This is a genomic window from Mycobacterium parmense, from assembly GCF_010730575.1.
In the GTDB taxonomy this organism is placed as follows: Bacteria; Actinomycetota; Actinomycetes; order Mycobacteriales; family Mycobacteriaceae; genus Mycobacterium; species Mycobacterium parmense.
In genome coordinates this window covers 2,372,062-2,390,736 of record NZ_AP022614.1, presented here as the reverse complement: position 1 = coordinate 2,390,736, position 18,675 = coordinate 2,372,062, and the positions used below count along the sequence as shown (strand labels likewise).

General features: G+C 69.2%; 20 protein-coding genes. 9 read left to right on the top strand and 11 right to left on the bottom strand.

Features of this window, described 5'->3' with window-relative positions:
• The first annotated feature begins 124 nt into the window (after window positions 1-124).
• The gene (locus G6N48_RS10720) at window positions 125-2,266 is read left to right on the top strand and encodes an LGFP repeat-containing protein (RefSeq protein WP_085270976.1); all 2,142 of its coding nucleotides are present in this window, start codon (window positions 125-127) and stop codon (window positions 2,264-2,266) included.
• A 23-nt stretch (window positions 2,267-2,289) separates the two neighbouring features.
• Here the strand turns inward: G6N48_RS10720 and lexA are convergent, their stop codons facing one another.
• Window positions 2,290-2,991 (bottom strand): transcriptional repressor LexA, encoded by a 702-nt coding sequence (gene lexA / locus G6N48_RS10715; protein WP_085270975.1) that lies wholly within the window; start codon window positions 2,989-2,991, stop codon window positions 2,290-2,292.
• Between the two features lie 291 nt (window positions 2,992-3,282).
• Here lexA and G6N48_RS10710 point away from each other — a divergent pair, with 291 nt between their 5' ends.
• The 3 genes from G6N48_RS10710 to G6N48_RS10700 all read left to right on the top strand — a co-directional run bounded on the left by G6N48_RS10710 (window position 3,283) and on the right by G6N48_RS10700 (window position 4,893).
• Window positions 3,283-3,780, top strand: a complete 498-nt coding sequence (locus tag G6N48_RS10710) for a LysM peptidoglycan-binding domain-containing protein (RefSeq protein WP_085270974.1) — start codon at window positions 3,283-3,285, stop codon at window positions 3,778-3,780.
• 96 nt (window positions 3,781-3,876) lie between these two features.
• Window positions 3,877-4,341 carry a transcriptional regulator NrdR gene (nrdR, locus tag G6N48_RS10705; protein WP_085270973.1) on the top strand — a complete coding sequence of 155 codons (465 nt, stop codon included), beginning with the start codon at window positions 3,877-3,879 and terminating at the stop codon, window positions 4,339-4,341.
• A 66-nt stretch (window positions 4,342-4,407) separates the two neighbouring features.
• On the top strand, window positions 4,408-4,893 hold the full coding sequence (locus G6N48_RS10700) for a peroxynitrite isomerase (RefSeq protein ID WP_085270972.1): 486 nt from the start codon (window positions 4,408-4,410) through the stop codon (window positions 4,891-4,893).
• A gap of 52 nt (window positions 4,894-4,945) precedes the next feature.
• On the opposite strand, the gene G6N48_RS10695 is transcribed toward G6N48_RS10700, so the two are convergent.
• Both G6N48_RS10695 and G6N48_RS10690 read right to left on the bottom strand, forming a co-directional pair.
• The gene (locus G6N48_RS10695) at window positions 4,946-5,977 is read right to left on the bottom strand and encodes an alpha/beta fold hydrolase (protein WP_085270971.1); all 1,032 of its coding nucleotides are present in this window, start codon (window positions 5,975-5,977) and stop codon (window positions 4,946-4,948) included.
• A 44-nt stretch (window positions 5,978-6,021) separates the two neighbouring features.
• The gene (locus tag G6N48_RS10690) at window positions 6,022-6,996 is read right to left on the bottom strand and encodes a proteasome assembly chaperone family protein (protein WP_085270970.1); all 975 of its coding nucleotides are present in this window, start codon (window positions 6,994-6,996) and stop codon (window positions 6,022-6,024) included.
• 244 nt (window positions 6,997-7,240) lie between these two features.
• On the opposite strand from G6N48_RS10690, the gene G6N48_RS10685 reads away from it, so the two are divergent.
• Window positions 7,241-8,059, top strand: a complete 819-nt coding sequence (locus tag G6N48_RS10685) for a trypsin-like serine peptidase (RefSeq protein WP_085270969.1) — start codon at window positions 7,241-7,243, stop codon at window positions 8,057-8,059.
• A 13-nt stretch (window positions 8,060-8,072) separates the two neighbouring features.
• Here G6N48_RS10685 and sthA read toward each other — a convergent pair whose 3' ends face one another.
• On the bottom strand, window positions 8,073-9,488 hold the full coding sequence (sthA, locus tag G6N48_RS10680) for a Si-specific NAD(P)(+) transhydrogenase (protein ID WP_085270968.1): 1,416 nt from the start codon (window positions 9,486-9,488) through the stop codon (window positions 8,073-8,075).
• 113 nt (window positions 9,489-9,601) lie between these two features.
• Between sthA and G6N48_RS10675 the strand changes: the two genes are divergently transcribed.
• Window positions 9,602-10,660, top strand: a complete 1,059-nt coding sequence (locus G6N48_RS10675; RefSeq protein ID WP_085270967.1) for a DUF4192 domain-containing protein — start codon at window positions 9,602-9,604, stop codon at window positions 10,658-10,660.
• A gap of 28 nt (window positions 10,661-10,688) precedes the next feature.
• On the opposite strand, the gene G6N48_RS10670 is transcribed toward G6N48_RS10675, so the two are convergent.
• From G6N48_RS10670 to G6N48_RS10660, 3 genes are all read right to left on the bottom strand, one after another.
• Entirely contained in the window at window positions 10,689-11,387 is a 699-nt protein-coding gene (locus G6N48_RS10670) for a metal-dependent transcriptional regulator (protein ID WP_085270966.1), read from the bottom strand.
• A gap of 145 nt (window positions 11,388-11,532) precedes the next feature.
• Window positions 11,533-12,492, bottom strand: coding sequence for a sigma-70 family RNA polymerase sigma factor SigB (gene sigB / locus G6N48_RS10665; RefSeq protein ID WP_085270965.1), 960 nt, complete (start codon window positions 12,490-12,492; stop codon window positions 11,533-11,535).
• A gap of 177 nt (window positions 12,493-12,669) precedes the next feature.
• Window positions 12,670-13,098 (bottom strand): DUF3099 domain-containing protein, encoded by a 429-nt coding sequence (locus G6N48_RS10660; protein ID WP_139825936.1) that lies wholly within the window; start codon window positions 13,096-13,098, stop codon window positions 12,670-12,672.
• A gap of 45 nt (window positions 13,099-13,143) precedes the next feature.
• Here G6N48_RS10660 and G6N48_RS10655 point away from each other — a divergent pair, with 45 nt between their 5' ends.
• Window positions 13,144-13,383, top strand: a complete 240-nt coding sequence (locus G6N48_RS10655; protein ID WP_085270963.1) for a DUF3039 domain-containing protein — start codon at window positions 13,144-13,146, stop codon at window positions 13,381-13,383.
• Here G6N48_RS10655 and G6N48_RS10650 read toward each other — a convergent pair whose 3' ends face one another.
• Complete coding sequence (locus G6N48_RS10650; RefSeq protein WP_085270962.1) at window positions 13,384-14,373, bottom strand: YihY/virulence factor BrkB family protein; 990 nt, start codon at window positions 14,371-14,373, stop codon at window positions 13,384-13,386.
• A gap of 62 nt (window positions 14,374-14,435) precedes the next feature.
• A complete protein-coding gene (locus G6N48_RS10645) occupies window positions 14,436-14,624 on the bottom strand; it encodes a DUF7455 domain-containing protein (RefSeq protein ID WP_085270961.1) in 189 nt (62 codons plus the stop codon).
• A 133-nt stretch (window positions 14,625-14,757) separates the two neighbouring features.
• On the opposite strand from G6N48_RS10645, the gene G6N48_RS10640 reads away from it, so the two are divergent.
• Complete coding sequence (locus tag G6N48_RS10640; RefSeq protein ID WP_232066594.1) at window positions 14,758-15,129, top strand: DUF952 domain-containing protein; 372 nt, start codon at window positions 14,758-14,760, stop codon at window positions 15,127-15,129.
• Window positions 15,130-15,163: 34 nt separating this feature from the next.
• Here G6N48_RS10640 and G6N48_RS10635 read toward each other — a convergent pair whose 3' ends face one another.
• Window positions 15,164-16,702, bottom strand: coding sequence for an RNA polymerase sigma factor (locus G6N48_RS10635; RefSeq protein ID WP_085270959.1), 1,539 nt, complete (start codon window positions 16,700-16,702; stop codon window positions 15,164-15,166).
• Between the two features lie 187 nt (window positions 16,703-16,889).
• The gene (gene ppgK / locus G6N48_RS10630; RefSeq protein ID WP_085270958.1) at window positions 16,890-17,699 is read right to left on the bottom strand and encodes a polyphosphate--glucose phosphotransferase; all 810 of its coding nucleotides are present in this window, start codon (window positions 17,697-17,699) and stop codon (window positions 16,890-16,892) included.
• A gap of 103 nt (window positions 17,700-17,802) precedes the next feature.
• On the opposite strand from ppgK, the gene G6N48_RS10625 reads away from it, so the two are divergent.
• Window positions 17,803-18,672 (top strand): inositol monophosphatase family protein, encoded by an 870-nt coding sequence (locus G6N48_RS10625; protein WP_085270957.1) that lies wholly within the window; start codon window positions 17,803-17,805, stop codon window positions 18,670-18,672.
• The last annotated feature ends 3 nt before the right edge of the window (window positions 18,673-18,675 follow it).

Below are 18,675 nucleotides of genomic sequence, written 5' to 3'. Positions count from 1 at the left end.
GTCATGGGGCTGCGTCCCCGCAGTGGGGGTACGGCCCGCTCGCCGGGCGGGCAGGTGCGGGCATGGCCGCAGATGGCGGCGTATCCGCCGGCTGGGAGGCTTGGTGAACGGGCAGAGAGGTCGCATGCGCAGGCTGATCGGGATCGCGCTGGTCGGCTTGTCGGCTACGGCGTTGGCCACCGCATTGTTGGCGCCCGCCGCGTCGGCGTCGCCGATCGGTGACGCCGAGGCCGCGATGATGGCCGCCTGGGACAAGGCCGGCGGCGACACGTCGCCCCTCGGGGCCCGCAAGGGTGACGTCTATCCGGCCGGCGACGGCTTCGCCCTCGACTTCGACGGTGGCAAGATGTTCTTCACGCCGGCCACCGGTGCCCACTGGATGTACGGGCCGGTGCTGGACAAATACGAGTCGCTCGGCGGCCCGGCGGGCAGCGATCTGGGCTTTCCGACCATCACCGAAGTCCCCGGTCTCTCCGGGCCCGACAGCCGCGTGAGCACCTTCGCGGCCAGCGACAAACCCGTCATCTTCTGGACGCCCGAGCACGGCGCCTTCGTGGTGCGCGGCGCGATCAACGCCGCGTGGGACAAGCTGGGCAGCTCGGGGGGCGTGCTGGGCGTGCCGACCGGCGACGAGACCTACGACGGCGAGGTCACCGCGCAGAAGTTCAGCGGCGGCCAGGTCTCCTGGAACCGGCAGACCAAGGACTTCACCACCGACCCGCCTGCGCTGGCCGACCAATTGAAGGGCCTGCAGGTGCCGATCGACCCCACCGCCGCCATCAACACGGCCTGGCGGGCGGCCGGCGGCGTGAACGGTCCGCTCGGCGCCAAGCAAGGTGGGCAGTATGCGGTCGGCGCTGACGGGCTGGCCCAGAACTTCTCCGGCGGCAAGGTGTACTTCAGCCCCGCCACCGGCGCGAGCGCCGTGGAGAGCGACATCCTGGCCAAGTACGAGTCGCTGGGCGGCCCCGTGGGCAGCGACCTCGGTTTTCCCGTCGCCAACGAGGCCGACGGCGGCATCCCCTCGAGCCGCATCTGCGAGTTCTCGGCGGCCGACAAACCGGTGATCTTCTGGTCCGCCGATCACGGCGCGTTCGTCGTGCGGGGCGCCATGAGAGTCGCCTGGGACAAGCTGCGTGGCGCCTCCGGAAAACTGGGCGCGCCGGTCGGGGATCAGGCCGTGGATGGCGACGTCGTCTCGCAGCAGTTCACCGGCGGCAAGGTCTCGTGGAACCGGGCGAAGAACACCTATTCCACCGAGCCGGCGAACCTGGCGCCGCTGCTGTCGGGTCTGCAGGTGGCGGGGCAGAGCCAGCCCAGCAGCTCGGCGATGCCCCCGCACGGCAAGAAGTTCGCCTGGCAATGGTGGTGGTTGCTGGTCGCGGTGCCGTTGGTGGCCCTGGTCGCGGTGTCGGCGTACCTGGCGTTCGGCCGGCGTCGCCATCGTCTCGCCGCCGAGGGGCCCGCCTACGCGCCCGACGACGTCGGCTACGAGCCGGCCGTCGACCAGCCCTGGGACCACCGTGACGCTCAGGCATCCGCCGAGCACTTCGCGGCCGCGCCGGAGCAGCAGTCCGACGCCGGGCCGGGGGCGCGTGTCGGCTGGCGGCGCGGAGCCGAGATGTACGGCGGCGAAACCGCTTCCGACGAAGAGGATTACGGAAGCTACTACGACGTCGAGGGGGAGAACCCCGATGCCGTCGACACCGACTCGATACCCATCGTCTCCGACGACGATCTGTCGCAGGCCGGTTATCCCGAGCCCGAGAGCGCCGAGCAAGGCGACTACGCCGACGAAGGCTACCAGGACGCCGAAATCGCCGAAATCCCTTCCGCGCCAACAACTCCCACGACCCCAGAGGCCCAGCGGCGCCCGGAGGACTTCGAAGACCACCGGGAGTCGTACGACGACACCGCGAGCGCCGACGAGACCGGCGCCGCGGCGGTGGGGGCCGTGGCCGCCGGCATGGCGGCGCGGACCGGGCGGCATGCTGCCGCGGACGAGGAATTCGCCGAAGAGGACTCGGAACACCCTGCGGAACCGGGCCGGGCATCGGCCGGCGCGGAGGCCCCGGCCGGTCGTCCGACCATCCACCTGCCCTTGGACGATCCCTATCAGGTTCCCGACGGATACCCCATCAAGGCGAGCGCGCGCTTCGGCCTGTACTACACGCCGGGCAGCGAGCTGTACCACGACACGCTGCCCGAGCTGTGGCTGGCCAGCGAAGAGGTCGCCCGGGCCAACGGCTTCGTCAAGGCCGATTGAGCCCGTGACCCCGGCCGCGGGGGCTAGATCTTGCGGATCACGGTGACGACCTTGCCGAGCACCACGGCGTCGTTGCCCGGTATGGGGTCGAACGCCGGGTTGTGCGGCATCAACCAAACCTGACCGCCCGCCCGCTTGAAGGTCTTGACGGTGGCCTCGCCGTCGAGCATGGCCGCGACGATGTCGCCGTTGTCGGCGACGTTCTGCTGTCGCACCGCCACCCAGTCGCCGTCGCAGATCGCGGCCTCGACCATCGAGTCGCCGACCACCTTGAGCAGGAACAGCGTGCCTTCGCCGACGAGTTCGCGCGGCAGCGGAAAGACGTCTTCGACGGCTTCCTCGGCGAGGATCGGCCCGCCTGCCGCGATGCGTCCGAGCACCGGCACGAAGATGGGTTCCGGCAGGGCGTCCGAGCCGGCGACGTCGGTGACGGGCGCCGCCACGCCGGTGTCGTCGGCGCCGCGGACGTCGACCGCGCGGGGACGGTTGGGGTCGCGGCGCAGATACCCCTTGCGCTCGAGGGTCCGCAGCTGGTGAGCCACCGAGGAGGTCGACGTCAGGCCTACGGCGTCGCCGATCTCCCTGATGCTCGGCGGGTATCCGCGGCTGGTGACCGACTCGCGGATGACGTTCAGGATGGTGCGCTGCCGTTCGGTGAGGGAAGTGTCCACGGAATGCAACCGGCCGGGCGCGACGGTCGATGAGGTGTCACTGCTGTCGCTCATGGCAATGAATGTAGCCGGAGTACCGCGCAGAATCAAACATGTGTTCGACTGGCGTGTCGCGGCGTTCGCCGGCTTGAAAACGGCGCACCAGCGGCGGAATCACAAGTGTGTAACTTTCGCGCGGTTCGGGTAACCAGGCGGCATGGCAGCGACGACGGCGACGAAGTTGTCGGTGGCGTCGTCTAGCGTTTCGCTCGTCCGACACGCTTCGCTCAAATGTTCGGGAATCGAACACACGAGCGACTATGGTCGAACACACGAGCGAGACCAGGCTTGACCGGAGGAACGCAGATGACCACGATTCACACACTCTCACCGCGGACCAGCAGCGCTCGGCGCCCGGTCAACGGTCCGGTGCAGGGGCTCCGCTACAGCCGGGACGGCCTGGCGGTGTCACGGAGGCCCGGCCCGGCCCGGCCGGCCGGCGCGGCCACCCGCTACCACGGCAGCGGGGTGGCGGTGTCCGTCGCGCCGCATCGTCGCAGGCGGCCCGTCGGGCTGGCGGCGACCGCGGGACTGGCGCTGATCGCCGGGCTGATCACCCTCTGGCTGGGTCTTGTCGGCAACCTCGGTGAGGCGCTCAACGGTGACTCGTCGAGTTCCGCGGCCCCCGTTCCCAATCGGCTCGCCGTCGTGCGCGTCGAGGCGGGGGAGTCCTTGCAGGACGTCGCGCACCGCGTCGCGCCGGACGCCCCGGCGCGCCAGGTGGCCGAGCGGATCCGCGAGCTCAACGATCTGCACTCTCCGGCACTCGCCGCGGGCCAGACCCTGATCGCGCCGGTCGGCTGACAACGGTGGTCCCCGTGACGAGCCGGGCCGGCCGGTGCCCTCGGGTACGCTCGCAGTACTGCGTCACCTGATTGTCGGCACGGCGAAGGAGCGGTCATGCACTGTCCGTTCTGCCGTCACCCCGACTCGCGGGTGATCGACTCGCGGGAAACCGATGAAGGCCAGGCCATCCGGCGCCGCCGGTCGTGTCCGGAGTGCGGACGACGCTTCACCACGGTCGAGACCGCGGTCCTCGCAGTGGTCAAGCGCAGTGGCGTCACCGAACCGTTCAGCCGGGAGAAGGTCATCAGCGGGGTCCGGCGGGCCTGCCAGGGTCGCCAGGTCGACGACGACGCGCTGAACCTGCTGGCCCAACAAGTGGAAGACACCGTGCGCGCGGCGGGCTCGCCGGAGGTTCCCAGCCACGAGGTCGGGTTGGCCATCCTGGGGCCGCTGCGCGACCTCGACGAGGTGGCCTACCTGCGGTTCGCGTCGGTATACCGTTCCTTCTCCTCCGCAGAGGACTTCGAGCGCGAGATCCAGGCGCTGCGCGCGCACCGCGAGGTCTCCGCGCCCGGCTAGGCACGACGGCCCGTCTCCTGCGCAGGCCCGTGGGGCCTGCTGCGTCGCCGGGCTAGCCTGAAACTCATGCCCCCCGACTTGCATCCCGACCTCGCTGCGCTGGCTCCACTGCTTGGGACGTGGTCCGGCCACGGTGCCGGCAAGTATCCGACGATCGAGCCCTTCGACTATTTCGAGGAGGCCGTGTTTTCCCATGTCGGCAAACCGTTTCTGGCCTATTCGCACAAGACGAAGGCGGTGGCCGACGGCAAGCCGCTGCACGCCGAGGCCGGATTCCTGCGCGTGCCGGAGCCGGGGCGTGTCGAGCTGATCCTGGCCCACCCGAGCGGCATCACCGAGATCGACACGGGCACCTATTCGCTCACCGGCGGCGTAATCGAGATCGCCGTGTCCACGACGGCCATCGGCCGGGCCCCGACCGCGAAAGAGGTTACGGGGCTTGCCCGTTCGATGCGTATCGACGGCGACCAGCTGTCCTACACGGTGCAGATGGGCGCGGTCGGACAACCGCTGCAGGATCATCTGGTCGCGGTGCTGCGTCGCCAGAGCTGAGCAGCGCACGACTTCGGTTACGCCACAAGGCGTTCCGCGACGCGTCCGATGATCAGGTGGCGCTGCGCTCGTCGGAACCGATCGCGTTCAGGACGGCGACCCGGGTGGACGTCGGCCCCGTCACGGTCTTTGCGCCGCCGCCGCTGCGGAGCAGCTCACGAAGCGAGGCCTGGTCGTATTCGGCGGGCGCGGTGGTGTCGATGAAACGCTCGACGACGTCGATGAAGCGCGCCGGGTCGTCGTGGAACGGGAAATGGCCCGAGCCCTCGAAGATCTCGAGGCGGGATCCAGGCATGGCGGCGTGTGCCATCCGCGCGTGGCGGACCGGCACTACCGCGTCCTTGGCGCCCCAGACGATCTGCACCGGGATCGCCTCGGTGAGGTAGCACCGGTCCAGCATGGTGACGATCTGCCCCCGCCAGTCCACCACCGCCCGCAGCGTCCTGCTGAACGCCGCCGAGGCCGTGGGCTCCGGGAGGTCGTCGAGGATGCGCAGCACGTTGGGCAGGTCACGGCCCAGGCCGGTGCTGCCGAAAGCGGTGCCCAGCACGCGGCCGAGCACCTGAATCGCGGGGAGCACCAACGGCAGCCGCAGCAACGCCAGCGCCTCGCTCCCCATCGGCAGCGACGCGCACCGCAGGACGAAGTTGACGTCCTTGGTCACCCCGCCGGCCCCGACCAGGATCAGCCGCTCGACCAGGTGTGGGAACTGGTAGGCGAACTGCATGGCGACGCCGCCGCCCAGCGAATGGCCGACGATGGTCACCCGCTCGATGTCGAGCACGCTGAGCAGGTCGCGCATCCCGTTGGCGTACGCGGCGATGGAGTAGTCGGCGCGTGGCTTGTCGGACTGCCCGTGCCCGAGCAGATCCGGCGCGATGACGGTGAACCGCTGAGCGAGCTTGGCCTGCACCGTATTCCACGTGGTGGAGTTGTCGCCGATCCCGTGGATGAGCAGTATCGCCGGGCCGGAACCGGCGATTCGGTACGCCCGCCGGTATCCGTGAATCGTCCGAAACTCCAGCGTGGGCGCGCTCACCTCACGCACCGGGCGGAGGTTGCCGCTGCGCTTCCGCTCGGTCATCTCGCCAACCTTGTGTCGGGCCGGGCTACGGGCCTGTCAGGAGCTCAAGCTTTGTCGTCGTCGTCGAACTTCTTCTCCGCCTGCTGGGCGAGGAACCGCTCGAACTCTGCGCCAAGCTCGTCGCCGCTAGGCAGGTCCTCGTCGTGAGTTAGTAACGACCTGTTCTCCTGAGCGTCGATGAACGCATCGTACTGGCGCTCGAGCGCAGCCACCACCTGAGCAACTTCCGCACTCGCCTGCACCTGCTCGTCGACCTTCTCCCGGATCACCGCCGCCGCCTCGGACAGCGCCGACAGCGGCAGGTCCAGCGACGCCGTCTTTGCCACCTGCTCGAGCAGCGCCTCGGCGGCGCCGGGATAGTCGGTCTGCGTCAGGTAGTGCGGGACGTGCACGGTGAAACCGACGACCTCGTGGCCGTGCTGGGCCATGCGGTACTCCAGCAGGTTCGAGGCGCTGCCGGGGACCTGAATCTCGGAGATCCATGGTTGGAACTCGGCGATCAGTTCGGGCTTGTTGGAGTGCGCGGTCATCGTGATGGGCCGCGTGTGCGGCACCGCCATCGGCACGGTGCCCAGGCCGATCGTCTGCCGCACGTTGAGACGCTCGGCCAGCAACCGGACCGCGGTGATGAAGCGCTCCCACTTCAGGTCCGGTTCCATGCCCGCCAGCAGGAGGAACGGGGTGCCGACGACGTCACGGAGTGCGTACAGACTCAGCTCCGGATCGTCGTAGTTGGTGAAGTGGTCGGTCTTGAACGTCATCAGTGGCCGCCGCGAGCGGTAGTCCAGTAACTCGTCGATGGCGAAGGACGCGATCAGCTCGGTGGCCAGGGCCTTCTTGAGGTGGGTGGACGCCAGCCGAATGGCGTGCCCGGCGTCGGAAAATCCCTCCAGGGCGTGCACCAGGACCGGCCCGCGACCGTCCGACGTCGACAACTGCGGCGCCGGGCGTTCCAGCTCATACATGCCGGCCTGCCCTCGCTGGTAGGACTCGTCGTCCGGCTCGTGACTGTGGGCCATTCGGGACTGCCTCCTTTCGGGGGAATTCTCCAGGATGCCCCAACAAGTGTCCCCCAAATCAAACGGGCACCAATGACGAACAGCGAACACCGTTCGGTCTTTACACAATGAAACGCGGCGTCGGGTGCCCGTAATCCGCCTGGAACTTTTCTCGCGACGGCGGCGATTTCGCCAGACGATTTGCGGCACACCGCGAAGGGTCGAGTTCTGCCTGGCGCTCCGGGGTCGGGCATGATGGAAAACAATGCGTGTACTCATGGTTTTGCTGTGCCCGGTGGTCGGTCTGGCGGCGTTGTTGACGTCGTGTGCCCGGCCCGCCGGTCATGCCGCGGCCCCGGGCGCGTCGTCTTCGCGGCCCCCCGCGTCGGTACAGCACCTCAGCCAGCCCCAGCGGGCGGTGGTGGCCGGACCGGTCGATCCGGACCTGCGGGTCGGCCCGATCTTCCTCAACGGCGCCACCCAACACGTCTGCACGGGCTCGGTGCTGCACTCGGCCGGCGGCAACCTGATCCTGACCGCCGCGCACTGCCTGGCGGGGGCCACCCAGATCGCTTTCGTTCCCGGTTTCGCCGGGGACGCCGCCCACCCCGACGTGTGGACCGCCGACGCCGTCTATCTGGACCCGCGCTGGACCGGGGGCAAGGACCCGCACGCCGATTACGCCATCGCACGGGTCAACAGCCCGACCGGCGGGACGGTGGAGGCGCACGTCGGCCTGGCGCTGACGTTGGGCACGGCGCCCCCGCCCGGAAGCCACGTCACCGTGCTCGGATATCCCTCCGGGGTGGGCGGCTCACCCGTCGGCTGCCAGGCCAGCACGGCGGTCACCGACAGCGGCTACCCGTCCCTGGCGTGTGAGGGGCTGGTCGGTGGCACCAGCGGCGCGCCCTGGGTCAGCGGGACCACGGTCACCGGACTGATCGGCGGCCTCGAAGGCGGCGGCTGCGCCGAAAACGTTTCCTACTCGGCGCCTTTCGACGACCACATCGCGCAGTTGCTGGCCCGTGCCGAAGCCGGCGGCCCGGGTGACCCGGTGCCCGGCGACTTCGAAGAAACCTGTTAGCGGACTAAACCCGTCACCGGCGGAACTGGTTGAGTGCGCGCACCTTGTTCATCACGTCCAGTGCGGCCACCTTGTACGCCTCCGAGAACGTGGGGTAGTTGAACACCGCGTCCACCAGGTACTCCACGGTCCCGCCGCAGCCCATCACGGCCTGCCCGATGTGCACCATCTCGGTGGCGCTGGTGCCGAAGATGTGCACGCCGAGCAGCCTGAGATCCTCGGTGGACACCAGCAGCTTGAGCATGCCGTAGGAGTCGCCGGCGATCTGGCCGCGGGCGAGCTCTCGGTAGCGGGCCACCCCGACCTCGTAGGGAATCGCCTCCTTGGTCAGCTCCACCTCGGTGGCGCCGACGTAGGAGACCTCGGGGATGGAGTAGATGCCGATCGGCTGCAGGTCGGTGATGCCGTCGCATGCTTCACCGAAGGCGTGGTAGGCGGCCAGCCGGCCCTGCTCCATCGAGGTGGCGGCCAGAGCCGGGAAACCGATGACGTCGCCGACGGCGTAGATGTGGGGCACCTTGGTCGCGAAGTTGTCGTCGACGAAGATCCGGCCGCGGTTGTCGGCCTCCAGCTCGGCGTTGTGCAGATCGAGGTGGTCGGTCTGCCCCTGCCGCCCGGCGGAATACATCACCGTCTCGGCGGGGATCTGCTTCCCGCTGGCCAGGGTGGTGACGGTGCCCGCAGACCCGACGTCGACCGCGGTCACCTCCTCGCCGAACCGGAACGTCACCGCCAGGTCGCGCAGGTGGAACTTCAGCGCCTCGACCACCTCGGGGTCGCAGAAGTCGAGCATGTCCGAACGCTTCTCCACGACGGTCACTTTGGTGCCCAGAGCGGCGAACATCGAGGCGTACTCGATGCCGATCACCCCGGCGCCGACCACGACCATCGACGCCGGCAGCGTCTTGAGGTCGAGGATCCCGTCGGAGTCGAGCACGCGGTCCTCGTCGAACTCGACGCCGGACGGCCGCGCCGGGCGGGTGCCGGTGGCGATGACGATGTATCTCCCGCTGATCATCAGCTTTTCGCGGCGCGAGGGGTCCTCGACCTCGATGGTGTGCGGGTCGAGGAACCGCCCGTGCCCGATCAGCAGGTCGATCCGGTTGCGCATCAACTGGTTGCGCACCACGTCGACTTCCTTGCCGATCACGTGCTGGGTGCGGGCCAGCAGGTCGGCCGGGGTGATCTTCTCCTTCACCCGGTAGCTCGCGCCGTAGAGTTCGCGCTGGCTCATTCCCGTGAGGTAGAGGACCGCCTCCCGCAACGTCTTTGACGGGATGGTGCCGGTCTGCACGCACACGCCGCCGAGCATCTGTCCGCGTTCGACGACGGCGACCGACTTGCCGAGCTTGGCCGAGGCGATGGCCGCCTTCTGGCCGCCGGGCCCCGAACCGATGACCACCATGTCGTACTCTTGCGCCGAACTCATGGGGTAAACAGTAAATCAGCTCAACCCACAGTGCTGGGTTCATCCACAGGACGCTCACCCCGCCGGATCCCGCGGCCACCGCCTGACGGTCGCGGCCGTCAGCGTGGGTGCTCATGACGACGCATCGACAAGATTTTGATTTCAACCGTCCCGGCGCGCTCATCGCCGCGTTACCGGCCGTATTGGGCTTCGTTCCCGAGAATTCGCTGGTTCTGGTGTCTGTGGACGGCGGTGAGCTCGGGGCGGTGATGCGGGCCGACCTCGGCCCCGGTCTCATCGACCGGGCCGGGGAACTGGCCGAGGTCGTGGCCGCGGCGCAGCCGGAGGCGGCGGTCGCGGTGATCGTCGACGCCGAAGGCGCGTGGTGCCCCAGTTGCAACGACGAGCACCGGCGGCTGTGCCGGGCGCTCGCAGAAGCGTTGGCGCAGTGCGGGATTGAGCTGTGGGCCGCGCACCTGGTGGACCGGGTGGGCGCCGGCGGCCGGTGGCATTGCGTGGACGGCTGCGGGTCGAGCGGGCCGGTGGAAGATCCCTCCGCGTCGCCGCTGGCCGCCGCGGCGGTGCTGGACGGCCGGCGGCTCTACGCGCGGCGTGCCGACCTGCAGGCCGTCGTCGCGGTGGACGACCCGGCGCGCACCGCCGGGCTGGTCGAGGCCGTCACGCGGCAAGCGGAGCGGCGCCGCGGCGCGCACCGCGCCGACCCCGCCCGGTGCGCTCGCCGCGATGTGCGACAGGCGCGCGCCGCCGCGTCCCGCGTCGCGGCCGGGGAGTCGCTGTCCGACGACGAGCTGGCCGAACTGGGCTGCGCGCTGGTCGATGCGACGGTGCGGGACATCTTCTATGCGCTCGCCGTCGGCCGCGACGCCGGGGACGCAGAGTCGTTGTGGGCGCTCCTGTCACGCACCCTGCCCGAGCCGTGGCGGGTCGAGGCGCTGGTGCTGCTCGCGTTCAGCGCCTACGCGCGCGGCGACGGACCGCTGGCCGGAATAGCTCTGGAGGCGGCGCTGCGCCGCCACCCCGAGCACCGGATGGCGGGCATGCTGGACACGGCATTGCATTCGGGCCTGCGGCCCGAGCACATCCGGGAACTTGCTCTCACCGGCTACCGGCTGGCCAACCGGCTAGGTGTGCGCTTGCCGCCGCGACGGGCGTCCGTACGCCGGGCGGGATAGTCGTGGCGCGCCGGAGCGGGGCCGGCGGTCAGACCTTCTCGACCTTGACCGCGTGGGCCATCTCGTGGGGCAGGGTGACGTTCTCGTGGCCCGGGATGACGATGGTGACCCCCCCGCCGCCGGCGGGGCTGGTCTCGACCGTCACGCGGGCGTTGGGGACCACGCCGGCGTCCTTGAGCCGGGTGATCAGATCGATGTCGCCCTGGACGTGCTCGGTGAGCTGGCGCACCACCACCGCGACCGGCGGGCCGGGGGGCACTTCGGTCAGCCGGACCAGGTTGGCCTCGGCGGAGTCGGAATCCGGACCCACCCCTAGGTCAAGCAGACCCGGGATGGGGTTGCCGAACGGGGACGTGGTGGGGTTGTTGAGCACCCGCACCAGCCGCCGTTCGACGTCCTCGCTCATAACGTGCTCCCACCGGCACGCCTCGGCGTGCACTTCCTCCCAGGGCACCCCGATGACGTCGACGAGCAGCCGCTCGGCGAGGCGGTGTTTGCGCATCACCGCGATGGCCAGCGCGCGGCCCTTGTCGGTGAGCTCCAGGTGGCGGTCCCCGGCCACGTGGAGAAGCCCGTCGCGTTCCATGCGGGACACGGTCTGGCTGACGGTCGGCCCGCTCTGCTCGAGGCGTTCGGCGATGCGGGCGCGCAGCGGAGTGACTCCCTCTTCCTCGAGGTCGTAGATGGTCCGCAGATACATCTCGGTGGTGTCAACCAGGTCGTTCATTCAGCACCTTCCATCGACGCCGAGTCTACTTGGCCAGCTGCGGGAATGGGTGCAACGCGTCCCCGGCAAGCGGTATGCCCGCCGCGACTGCGGCGGGCATACCATTTGGCTTCCTGACTCTGGTCGGCGGCCTAGCGCCGGTGGGTCAACTCGCGTAGGACCGCAGCCGGTCGGCGCGCTCGCCGTTGCGCAGCTTCGACATGACATCCCGCTCGATCTGGCGCACGCGCTCGCGGGACAGCCCGAACAGCTTGCCGATCTGGTCGAGGGTGCGCGGCTGTCCGTCGTCGAGGCCGAACCGCAACCGGATCACCTGGTGCTCGCGCTCGTCGAGCGTCGCCAGCACGCTGCGAATGTCGGTGTGCAGCAACTCGGCGATCACCGCGTTCTCGGCGGACATCGCCTCGGCGTCCTCGATGAAGTCGCCCAGCGGGGCCTCTTCCTCCGAGCCGACGGGCATGTCGAGGCTCACCGGGTCGCGGCTGTGCTCGAGCAGGTCGTTGATCTTCTCGACCGGGATGCCGGATTCCGCGGCCAGCTCCTCGTCGGTGGCTTCGCGGCCCAGGTTCTGGTGCATCTCGCGCTTGATCCGCGCCAGCTTGTTGACCTGCTCGACCAGGTGAACGGGGAGCCGGATGGTGCGGCTCTGGTCGGCCATGCCGCGGGTGATGGCCTGGCGAATCCACCACGTCGCGTAGGTCGAGAACTTGAATCCCTTTGTGTAATCGAACTTTTCCATCGCGCGGATCAGTCCGAGGTTGCCCTCCTGGATCAGGTCCAGCAGCGGCATCCCGCGACCGGTGTAGCGCTTGGCCAGCGACACCACCAGGCGCAGGTTGGCCTCGAGCAGGTGGCGGCGCGCGGCCTGGCCGTCACGCACGACGGCCTCGAGGTCGCGCCGGCGGTTCTCGCCGAGGCGCTTACGCGTTTCCAGCAGGTGCTCGGCATAGAGGCCGGCCTCGATGCGCTTGGCGAGTTCGACCTCGCCCGCCGCATTCAACAGCGCGGTCTTGCCAATGCCGTTCAGGTAGACGCGAACCAGATCCGCTGCAGGGCTTTGAGCGTCCAGATCGCCGTCAAATCTGCTTGGGGTGGCGTTCGCCATAGCGACCTCCTGATCGGCTTGTAACTGTCATTGGGTTCAACGACAGTTCAGGCCTCAGAGTTCCCAACGCTTCGTCATCTCACACGCTTTGACGTGCTGAAATGTGCCGACGACCTGAGAAAGTCCTGAGAAGTGCGGGCATGGGAACTCCGCGCTGGGTCAGGTCGGCGGAAGCGGTCAATCCCAATGCTGCTGGCGGGACGGATCCCACTGCTGGTCCCATTGCGGGTCCGGTGGCCGTGGGGCCTCGATGGCCCGCCGCTCGGCCCGCGGGAACAACGGAGTGCGTTGCCGCGCATCGTCGAATCGGCGGGGCTCGGCCGCGCTGCGTGGCGGCCGGTCGTTGGCGATCAGCACGGCCATCCACGGCAACGGGATGGACAACGCCACGATCGCCAGCGAGATGAGGCCGTTGTGCCAGGCGCCGTACGCGAGGGCGGCCAGGATGAGCGCCGGAATGCGGAACGCCATCAGCGTCAGGTATTTACGGACTCGCGCGCGGTGCTGCTCCTCGTACGAGGGGGCGGCGGCGGTGATGAGTATCGGCCTGCCATCATCGTCGAACCCCAAAGCGGATTCGCGGTTCATTTCTCCACTGTCCCACATCCGACCGATTCCGGCAGAAGCGCCTCAGGGGGCACAATGTGAGGCATGCAGACGCAGACGATCGAGCGCACCGACACCGAGGAACGCGTCGACGACGGGACCGGCAGCGACACCCCCAAGTTCTTCCACTACGTCAAGAAAGACAAGATCGCCGAGAGCGCGGTCATGGGCAACCACGTCGTCGCCCTGTGCGGCGAGGTGTTCCCCGTGACGCGGGCGGCCAAGCCGGGTTCGCCGGTGTGCCCGGAGTGCAAGAAGATCTACGAGCGGCTCAGAAAAGAGTGATCAGCCGGGCGGCTCGGCGGTGACCACGTCGCGCGGCCTCGCCGTCGGGGTGGGGGGCGGCAACTCGGTGCCCAGCAGCGCGTGCGCGCGGGACACCAGCCAGTTACGCAGCCGGTGGGCGTGCGTCTTCGGGGCGGGAAACTCCTCCTGGACCGCGGCGTTGAGTTCGGCGCCCACCATGATCGCGAAGCCGCCGAAGAAGGCGAACAGCAGGAACGCGATCGGCGTCGCCAGCGCGCCGTAGGTGTAGCCGGTGCTGGTGATCCAGCCCAGATACAGTCGTAGGCCCAGAGTGGCGATGACGAACACGGCCGTGGCGAGCGCGGCTCCCAGGATCAGCCGGTGCGACGGCAACGGCTCGGGCAGCGACACCCGGTAGAGGATCATCACCCCGATCATGAGGGCGAGGATCAGTGCGGGGTAGTAGCCGTAGCGCAGCACGTTCGCCAGGCCGACGGGGATGTGTTGGCCGATCTTGCGGGGGCCCACCACTACCAGAGGCGCCGTAGTCACGACGACCACGAGCATCACCACGTACAGGAACAGCGCGAACAGCCGCTGCCGCACGGGGTGGCGCAGCGGTGTCTGGTCGTGCGCCTCGACCACGGAGTCGACGAACGCCGAGATGGCCGACGAGCCCGCCCACAACGAGATCAAAAAGCCCAGCGAGATCACCTCGCCGCGGGCGTTGTTCGCGATGTCGCGGATGGTGGGCTCGATGATCTCGTTGACGACGCTGGTGGAGAACACGGTGTGCGCCGTGGACACGAGCCGGCGCTGGATGCTGGGCAGCATGTCCGGGCCGAACAGTGGTGCCACGTAGGAGAGGCTGCCCAGCACGCCCAGCAGCAGCGGCGGCAGGGACAGCGCCGACCAGAAGCCGGCCTGCGCCGACTCCGAGAAAATCGAATCGTCCCAGCTTTTCGTCAGTGTCCTGACACTGATACGCCAGATGTGGTGACGGGACGGTTTTGCGACCTGATCGCTCATACCTGCCCAGCATGACCGAATGCTCGCCCGCTTGTCGTGCACTGCCGGCGGGCGAGTCCGGTTCAGCTAGCTTCGCTGACCTCCAGCACGGCGGCCAATTCGGTCAGCCTGGCCTCGTGCTGGTTCGCGTGGTGCCGGCAGAAGAGAAGCTCGGCTCCTGAAGGCAGCTTGGCGCGGACCCGGGCTGCGGCACCGCAGCGATCGCAGCGGTCCGCTCGAGTGAGCTCGGGACTGGTCAGAGTTGCATTCATGGCTTCTCCGTTCTTACGTATGTTCACTCTCTCAGACGAATTGGGTTTTCGCGTTGTTCCCCGATCGTTCTCGGGTGTGTCGTTTCTCACGGGCCCCTCCCGTTTCGCTTTGTCCTCTTTAGGGTGTTTATCCGTGGCCTCCCCCGGGGAGTTACTGGTGCACCTGTGCGGGTCCGACGAGTGGTCCGCGGCCCGCGCTCGCGGCGAGATCCGCCCCCCGGACGGCGCCGATTTCATCCATCTGTCCGCCCCGGGACAGGTTCATCTGCCCGCCAACCGGCTCTTCCGGGGGCGCGACGACCTGCTGCTGTTGCACGTCGAGCCCGCGCTGCTGGACTCACCCGTGCGATGGGAGCCGGGTGTGCCAACGGATCCCGAGGCGATGCTGTTCCCGCATCTGTACGGTCGGCTGCCGGTCCGCGCCGTGAGTCGGGTCACCGCTTACCGGCCGGGCTCCGACGGCACCTTCGCGCCGCTGGACGCCCGCGGGCAGGGCCTGCCCTGACGGCGCTCGCGCGCCGACGGGCTTGGGCTAGCGCTCAGTCCAGGTAGTCGCGCAGCACCTGAGAACGGCTCGGGTGGCGCAGCTTCGACATCGTCTTGGACTCGATCTGCCGGATGCGCTCGCGGGTCACCCCGTAGACCTGGCCGATCTCGTCGAGGGTGCGGGGCTGGCCGTCGGTGAGCCCGAATCGCAGCCGTACCACACCGGCCTCGCGCTCGGAGAGGGTCTCGAGCACCGACTGCAGCTGGTCCTGCAGCAGCGTGAACGACACCGCGTCGACCGCCACCACGGCCTCGCTGTCCTCGATGAAGTCACCGAGCTGGCTGTCGCCCTCGTCGCCGATGGTCTGGTCCAGCGAGATCGGCTCGCGGGCGTACTGCTGGATCTCGAGCACCTTTTCGGGCGTGATGTCCATTTCCTTGGCCAGCTCTTCGGGCGTGGGCTCGCGGCCCAGGTCCTGCAGCAGCTCGCGCTGGATGCGGCCCAGCTTGTTGATCACCTCGACCATGTGCACCGGGATGCGAATCGTGCGCGCCTGGTCGGCCATGGCGCGGGTGATCGCCTGGCGGATCCACCACGTGGCGTAGGTGGAGAACTTGTAACCCTTGGTGTAGTCGAACTTCTCGACCGCGCGGATCAGGCCGAGATTGCCCTCCTGGATGAGGTCGAGAAACGCCATGCCGCGGCCGGTGTAGCGCTTGGCCAGCGAGACCACCAGCCGCAGGTTGGCCTCCAGGAGGTGGTTCTTCGCCCGGTCGCCGTCGCGGCAGATCCACACCATGTCGCGGCGCTGAGCCGCGGGCAGCTTGTCGCCCCGCTCGGCGTGCTCGGCCATCAGCTGGGTGGCGTAGAGGCCGGCTTCGATCCGCTTGGCCAGCTCCACCTCTTCTTCGGCGTTGAGCAGCGCCACCTTGCCGATCTGCTTGAGGTAGGCGCGAACGGAGTCGGCGGAGGCGGTGAGCTCGGCATCCTTGCGGGCCTGCCGCAGCGCCTCGGACTCGTCTTCGTCCCAGACGAAGTCGCCGGAGGCCTTGTCCTTCTCGGAGGGCTCGGCGATCTCTTCGTCTTCTTCGGCGGGCGCCGCGCCGGCCTTCGCGGCCGGGGCGGCTGTGTCGTCCTCGCCGTCCTCCTGGTCGCCCGCATCGGCGTCCTCGGCGTCGGCGTCGGTCGCGACGACGTCGTCGAGGTCTTCGAGATTCAGGTCGCCCGCGTCGATGTCGAGCTCCTCGACGGGCTCGCTCTCGAGATCGGGCTCGCCGTCCAGGTCCTCTACGGCGGCGTCGGCCTCGAGGACGGTCAGGTCGTCGTCGGCGTGCTCGGCGGCGCCTTTGGCCGCCTTGGCCGCCCGGGCCGATGGGGCCTTGCCGTCGGCGCCCTTGGCCGGGCGGCCCTTCTTGGCGGGCTCGTCCGTCTCGGGCTTGGCCGCGCGGGGCGCCGCCTTGCTCGCCCGCTTCGCGGGTGCGGCGCCGTTGGCGGCCTTCGCCGCAGGTCGCTTAGCAGGGGACGGCGGTGACTTCGTGGCGGTGCGCTTCACCGGCTCGTCGGTCGCCGGGCTTGCCTTGGTCGCTGCCACTTACACCCCTTCGTTTGGACGCACTCCCGGTGGGTAAGGGCACGATGAACCGGAAAGTGTCTGCTATGTCGGATGTCGGCGTTGGTAATCGATCAGCGCCGGTACTCGCACGCTGTCAGTCGGGCTGTTTGCCGCCGTGGACCATTGTAACGACAGTGCGCGATCCTACCCGCCCCACCGGGGAAAATCAGTGCGTGACGTCGGCGGTGGCGGCCATGGCCGCGCCGACTATCCCGGCGGTGTTGAGCAGCGCCGCAGGCACCACCGGGGTGCGGTTCGCCAGCAGCGGCACCCACTTGTCGGCTTTGCGGCTGATGCCGCCCCCGGCGATGAACAGGTCGGGCCACATCGCGTTCTCGATCGCCACCAACACCCTGGTGACCTCCTTGGCCCATTTCTCGTAGCTGAGGTCGTTCTTCTCCTTGACCGACGACGCGGCCCGCTTCTCGGCCTCCTTGCCGCCGACCTCGAGGTGGCCGAACTCGGTGTTGGGTATCAGCTTGCCGTTGTGGATGACCGCGGAGCCGATGCCGGTGCCGAAGGTCAGCAGGATCACCAGTCCGGAATTGTCCTTGCCCGCGCCGTATCGCTCCTCGGCGAGACCGGCCGCGTCGGCGTCGTTGAGGATGGTCACGTCCTGGCCGTCCAGCTCGGCGCTGATGATGTCGCGCGCGTTGGTGCCGATCCACGCCTTGTCGACATTCGCCGCCGTCTGCACGACGCCGTGGGTGACGACGCCGGGATAGGTCACCCCGAGGGGGCCGGTCCAGCTGTACGCGCGGACGACGTCGGCGATGGTTTTGGCGACCGCCGCCGGGGTCGCCGGCTGCGGCGTCAGCAGCTTGTAGCGCTCGCCGATCAGCAGGCCGGTGTCGAGGTCGACGATGCCGCCCTTGATGCCGCTGCCGCCGACGTCGACACCGAACGCGCGGCGCTGGGGCGTGGCGACGGCCGGGCCCGCACCGGGCGTTTTCGTGGGCGAGTCGGTGCGGGTCATCAGATCTCCTCGGGGCAACGAAGGCGCTGCGCCCACCTTAACCGCCGCGGCGGGGCGCCTCGGGGTCTCGGCGCGGCCGTGCCGGCTGTGATGCGATAGAGCGGTGACCCGAGCTGATCTCGACCTGGTGCGGTTGCGCTCGGTTGCCGAGACCCTGGCCGTCGAGGCCGCCGAGTTCGTGCGGCGCCGCCGCGCCGAGGTGTTCGGCGCCGACCCGGGTGCCGGCGACGGCGACGCGGTGCGGTCCAAGAGCACTCCCACCGACCCCGTGACCATCGTCGACACGGAGACCGAACGGCTGCTGCGGGACCGCCTGGCCGAATTGCGGCCCGGGGAACCGATTCTCGGGGAGGAGGGCGGCGGGCCCAGCGGCCCGGCGGCCATCCCGGCGGACGCGGTCAGCTGGGTGCTCGACCCCATCGACGGCACCGTCAACTTCGTCTACGGCATTCCGGCCTACGCGGTGTCGGTGGGGGTCCAGGTCAACGGCGAGTCGGTGGCCGGTGCCGTCGCCGATGTGGTCGCCGGCCGGGTGTACTCGGCGGCGGCCGGCCTCGGCGCGCACGTCGCCGACGAGCGTGGCTCCCAGCCCCTGCGCTGCGCCGCCGTCGACGAGCTGTCGATGGCCTTGCTGGGCACCGGCTTCGGCTATGCGCGGGAGCGCCGCGCGGCGCAGGCCGCGTTGCTGGCGCGCATGCTGCCGATGGTGCGCGACATCCGGCGCATCGGGTCCGCGGCGCTGGACCTGTGCATGGTGGCGGCGGGCCGGCTCGACGCCTACTACGAGCACGGCTTGCAGGTGTGGGACCGTGCCGCCGGCGCGCTGATCGCCGCCGAGGCGGGCGCCCGGGTGCTGCTGCCGCCCGAGGGCGGCGACGGGGCCGGGTTGGTCATGGCCGCCGCGCCCGGCATCGCCGACGAGCTGCTGGCGGTCCTGGAGCGCCATAACGGCCTGGACCCGATCCTGGACTGAGCC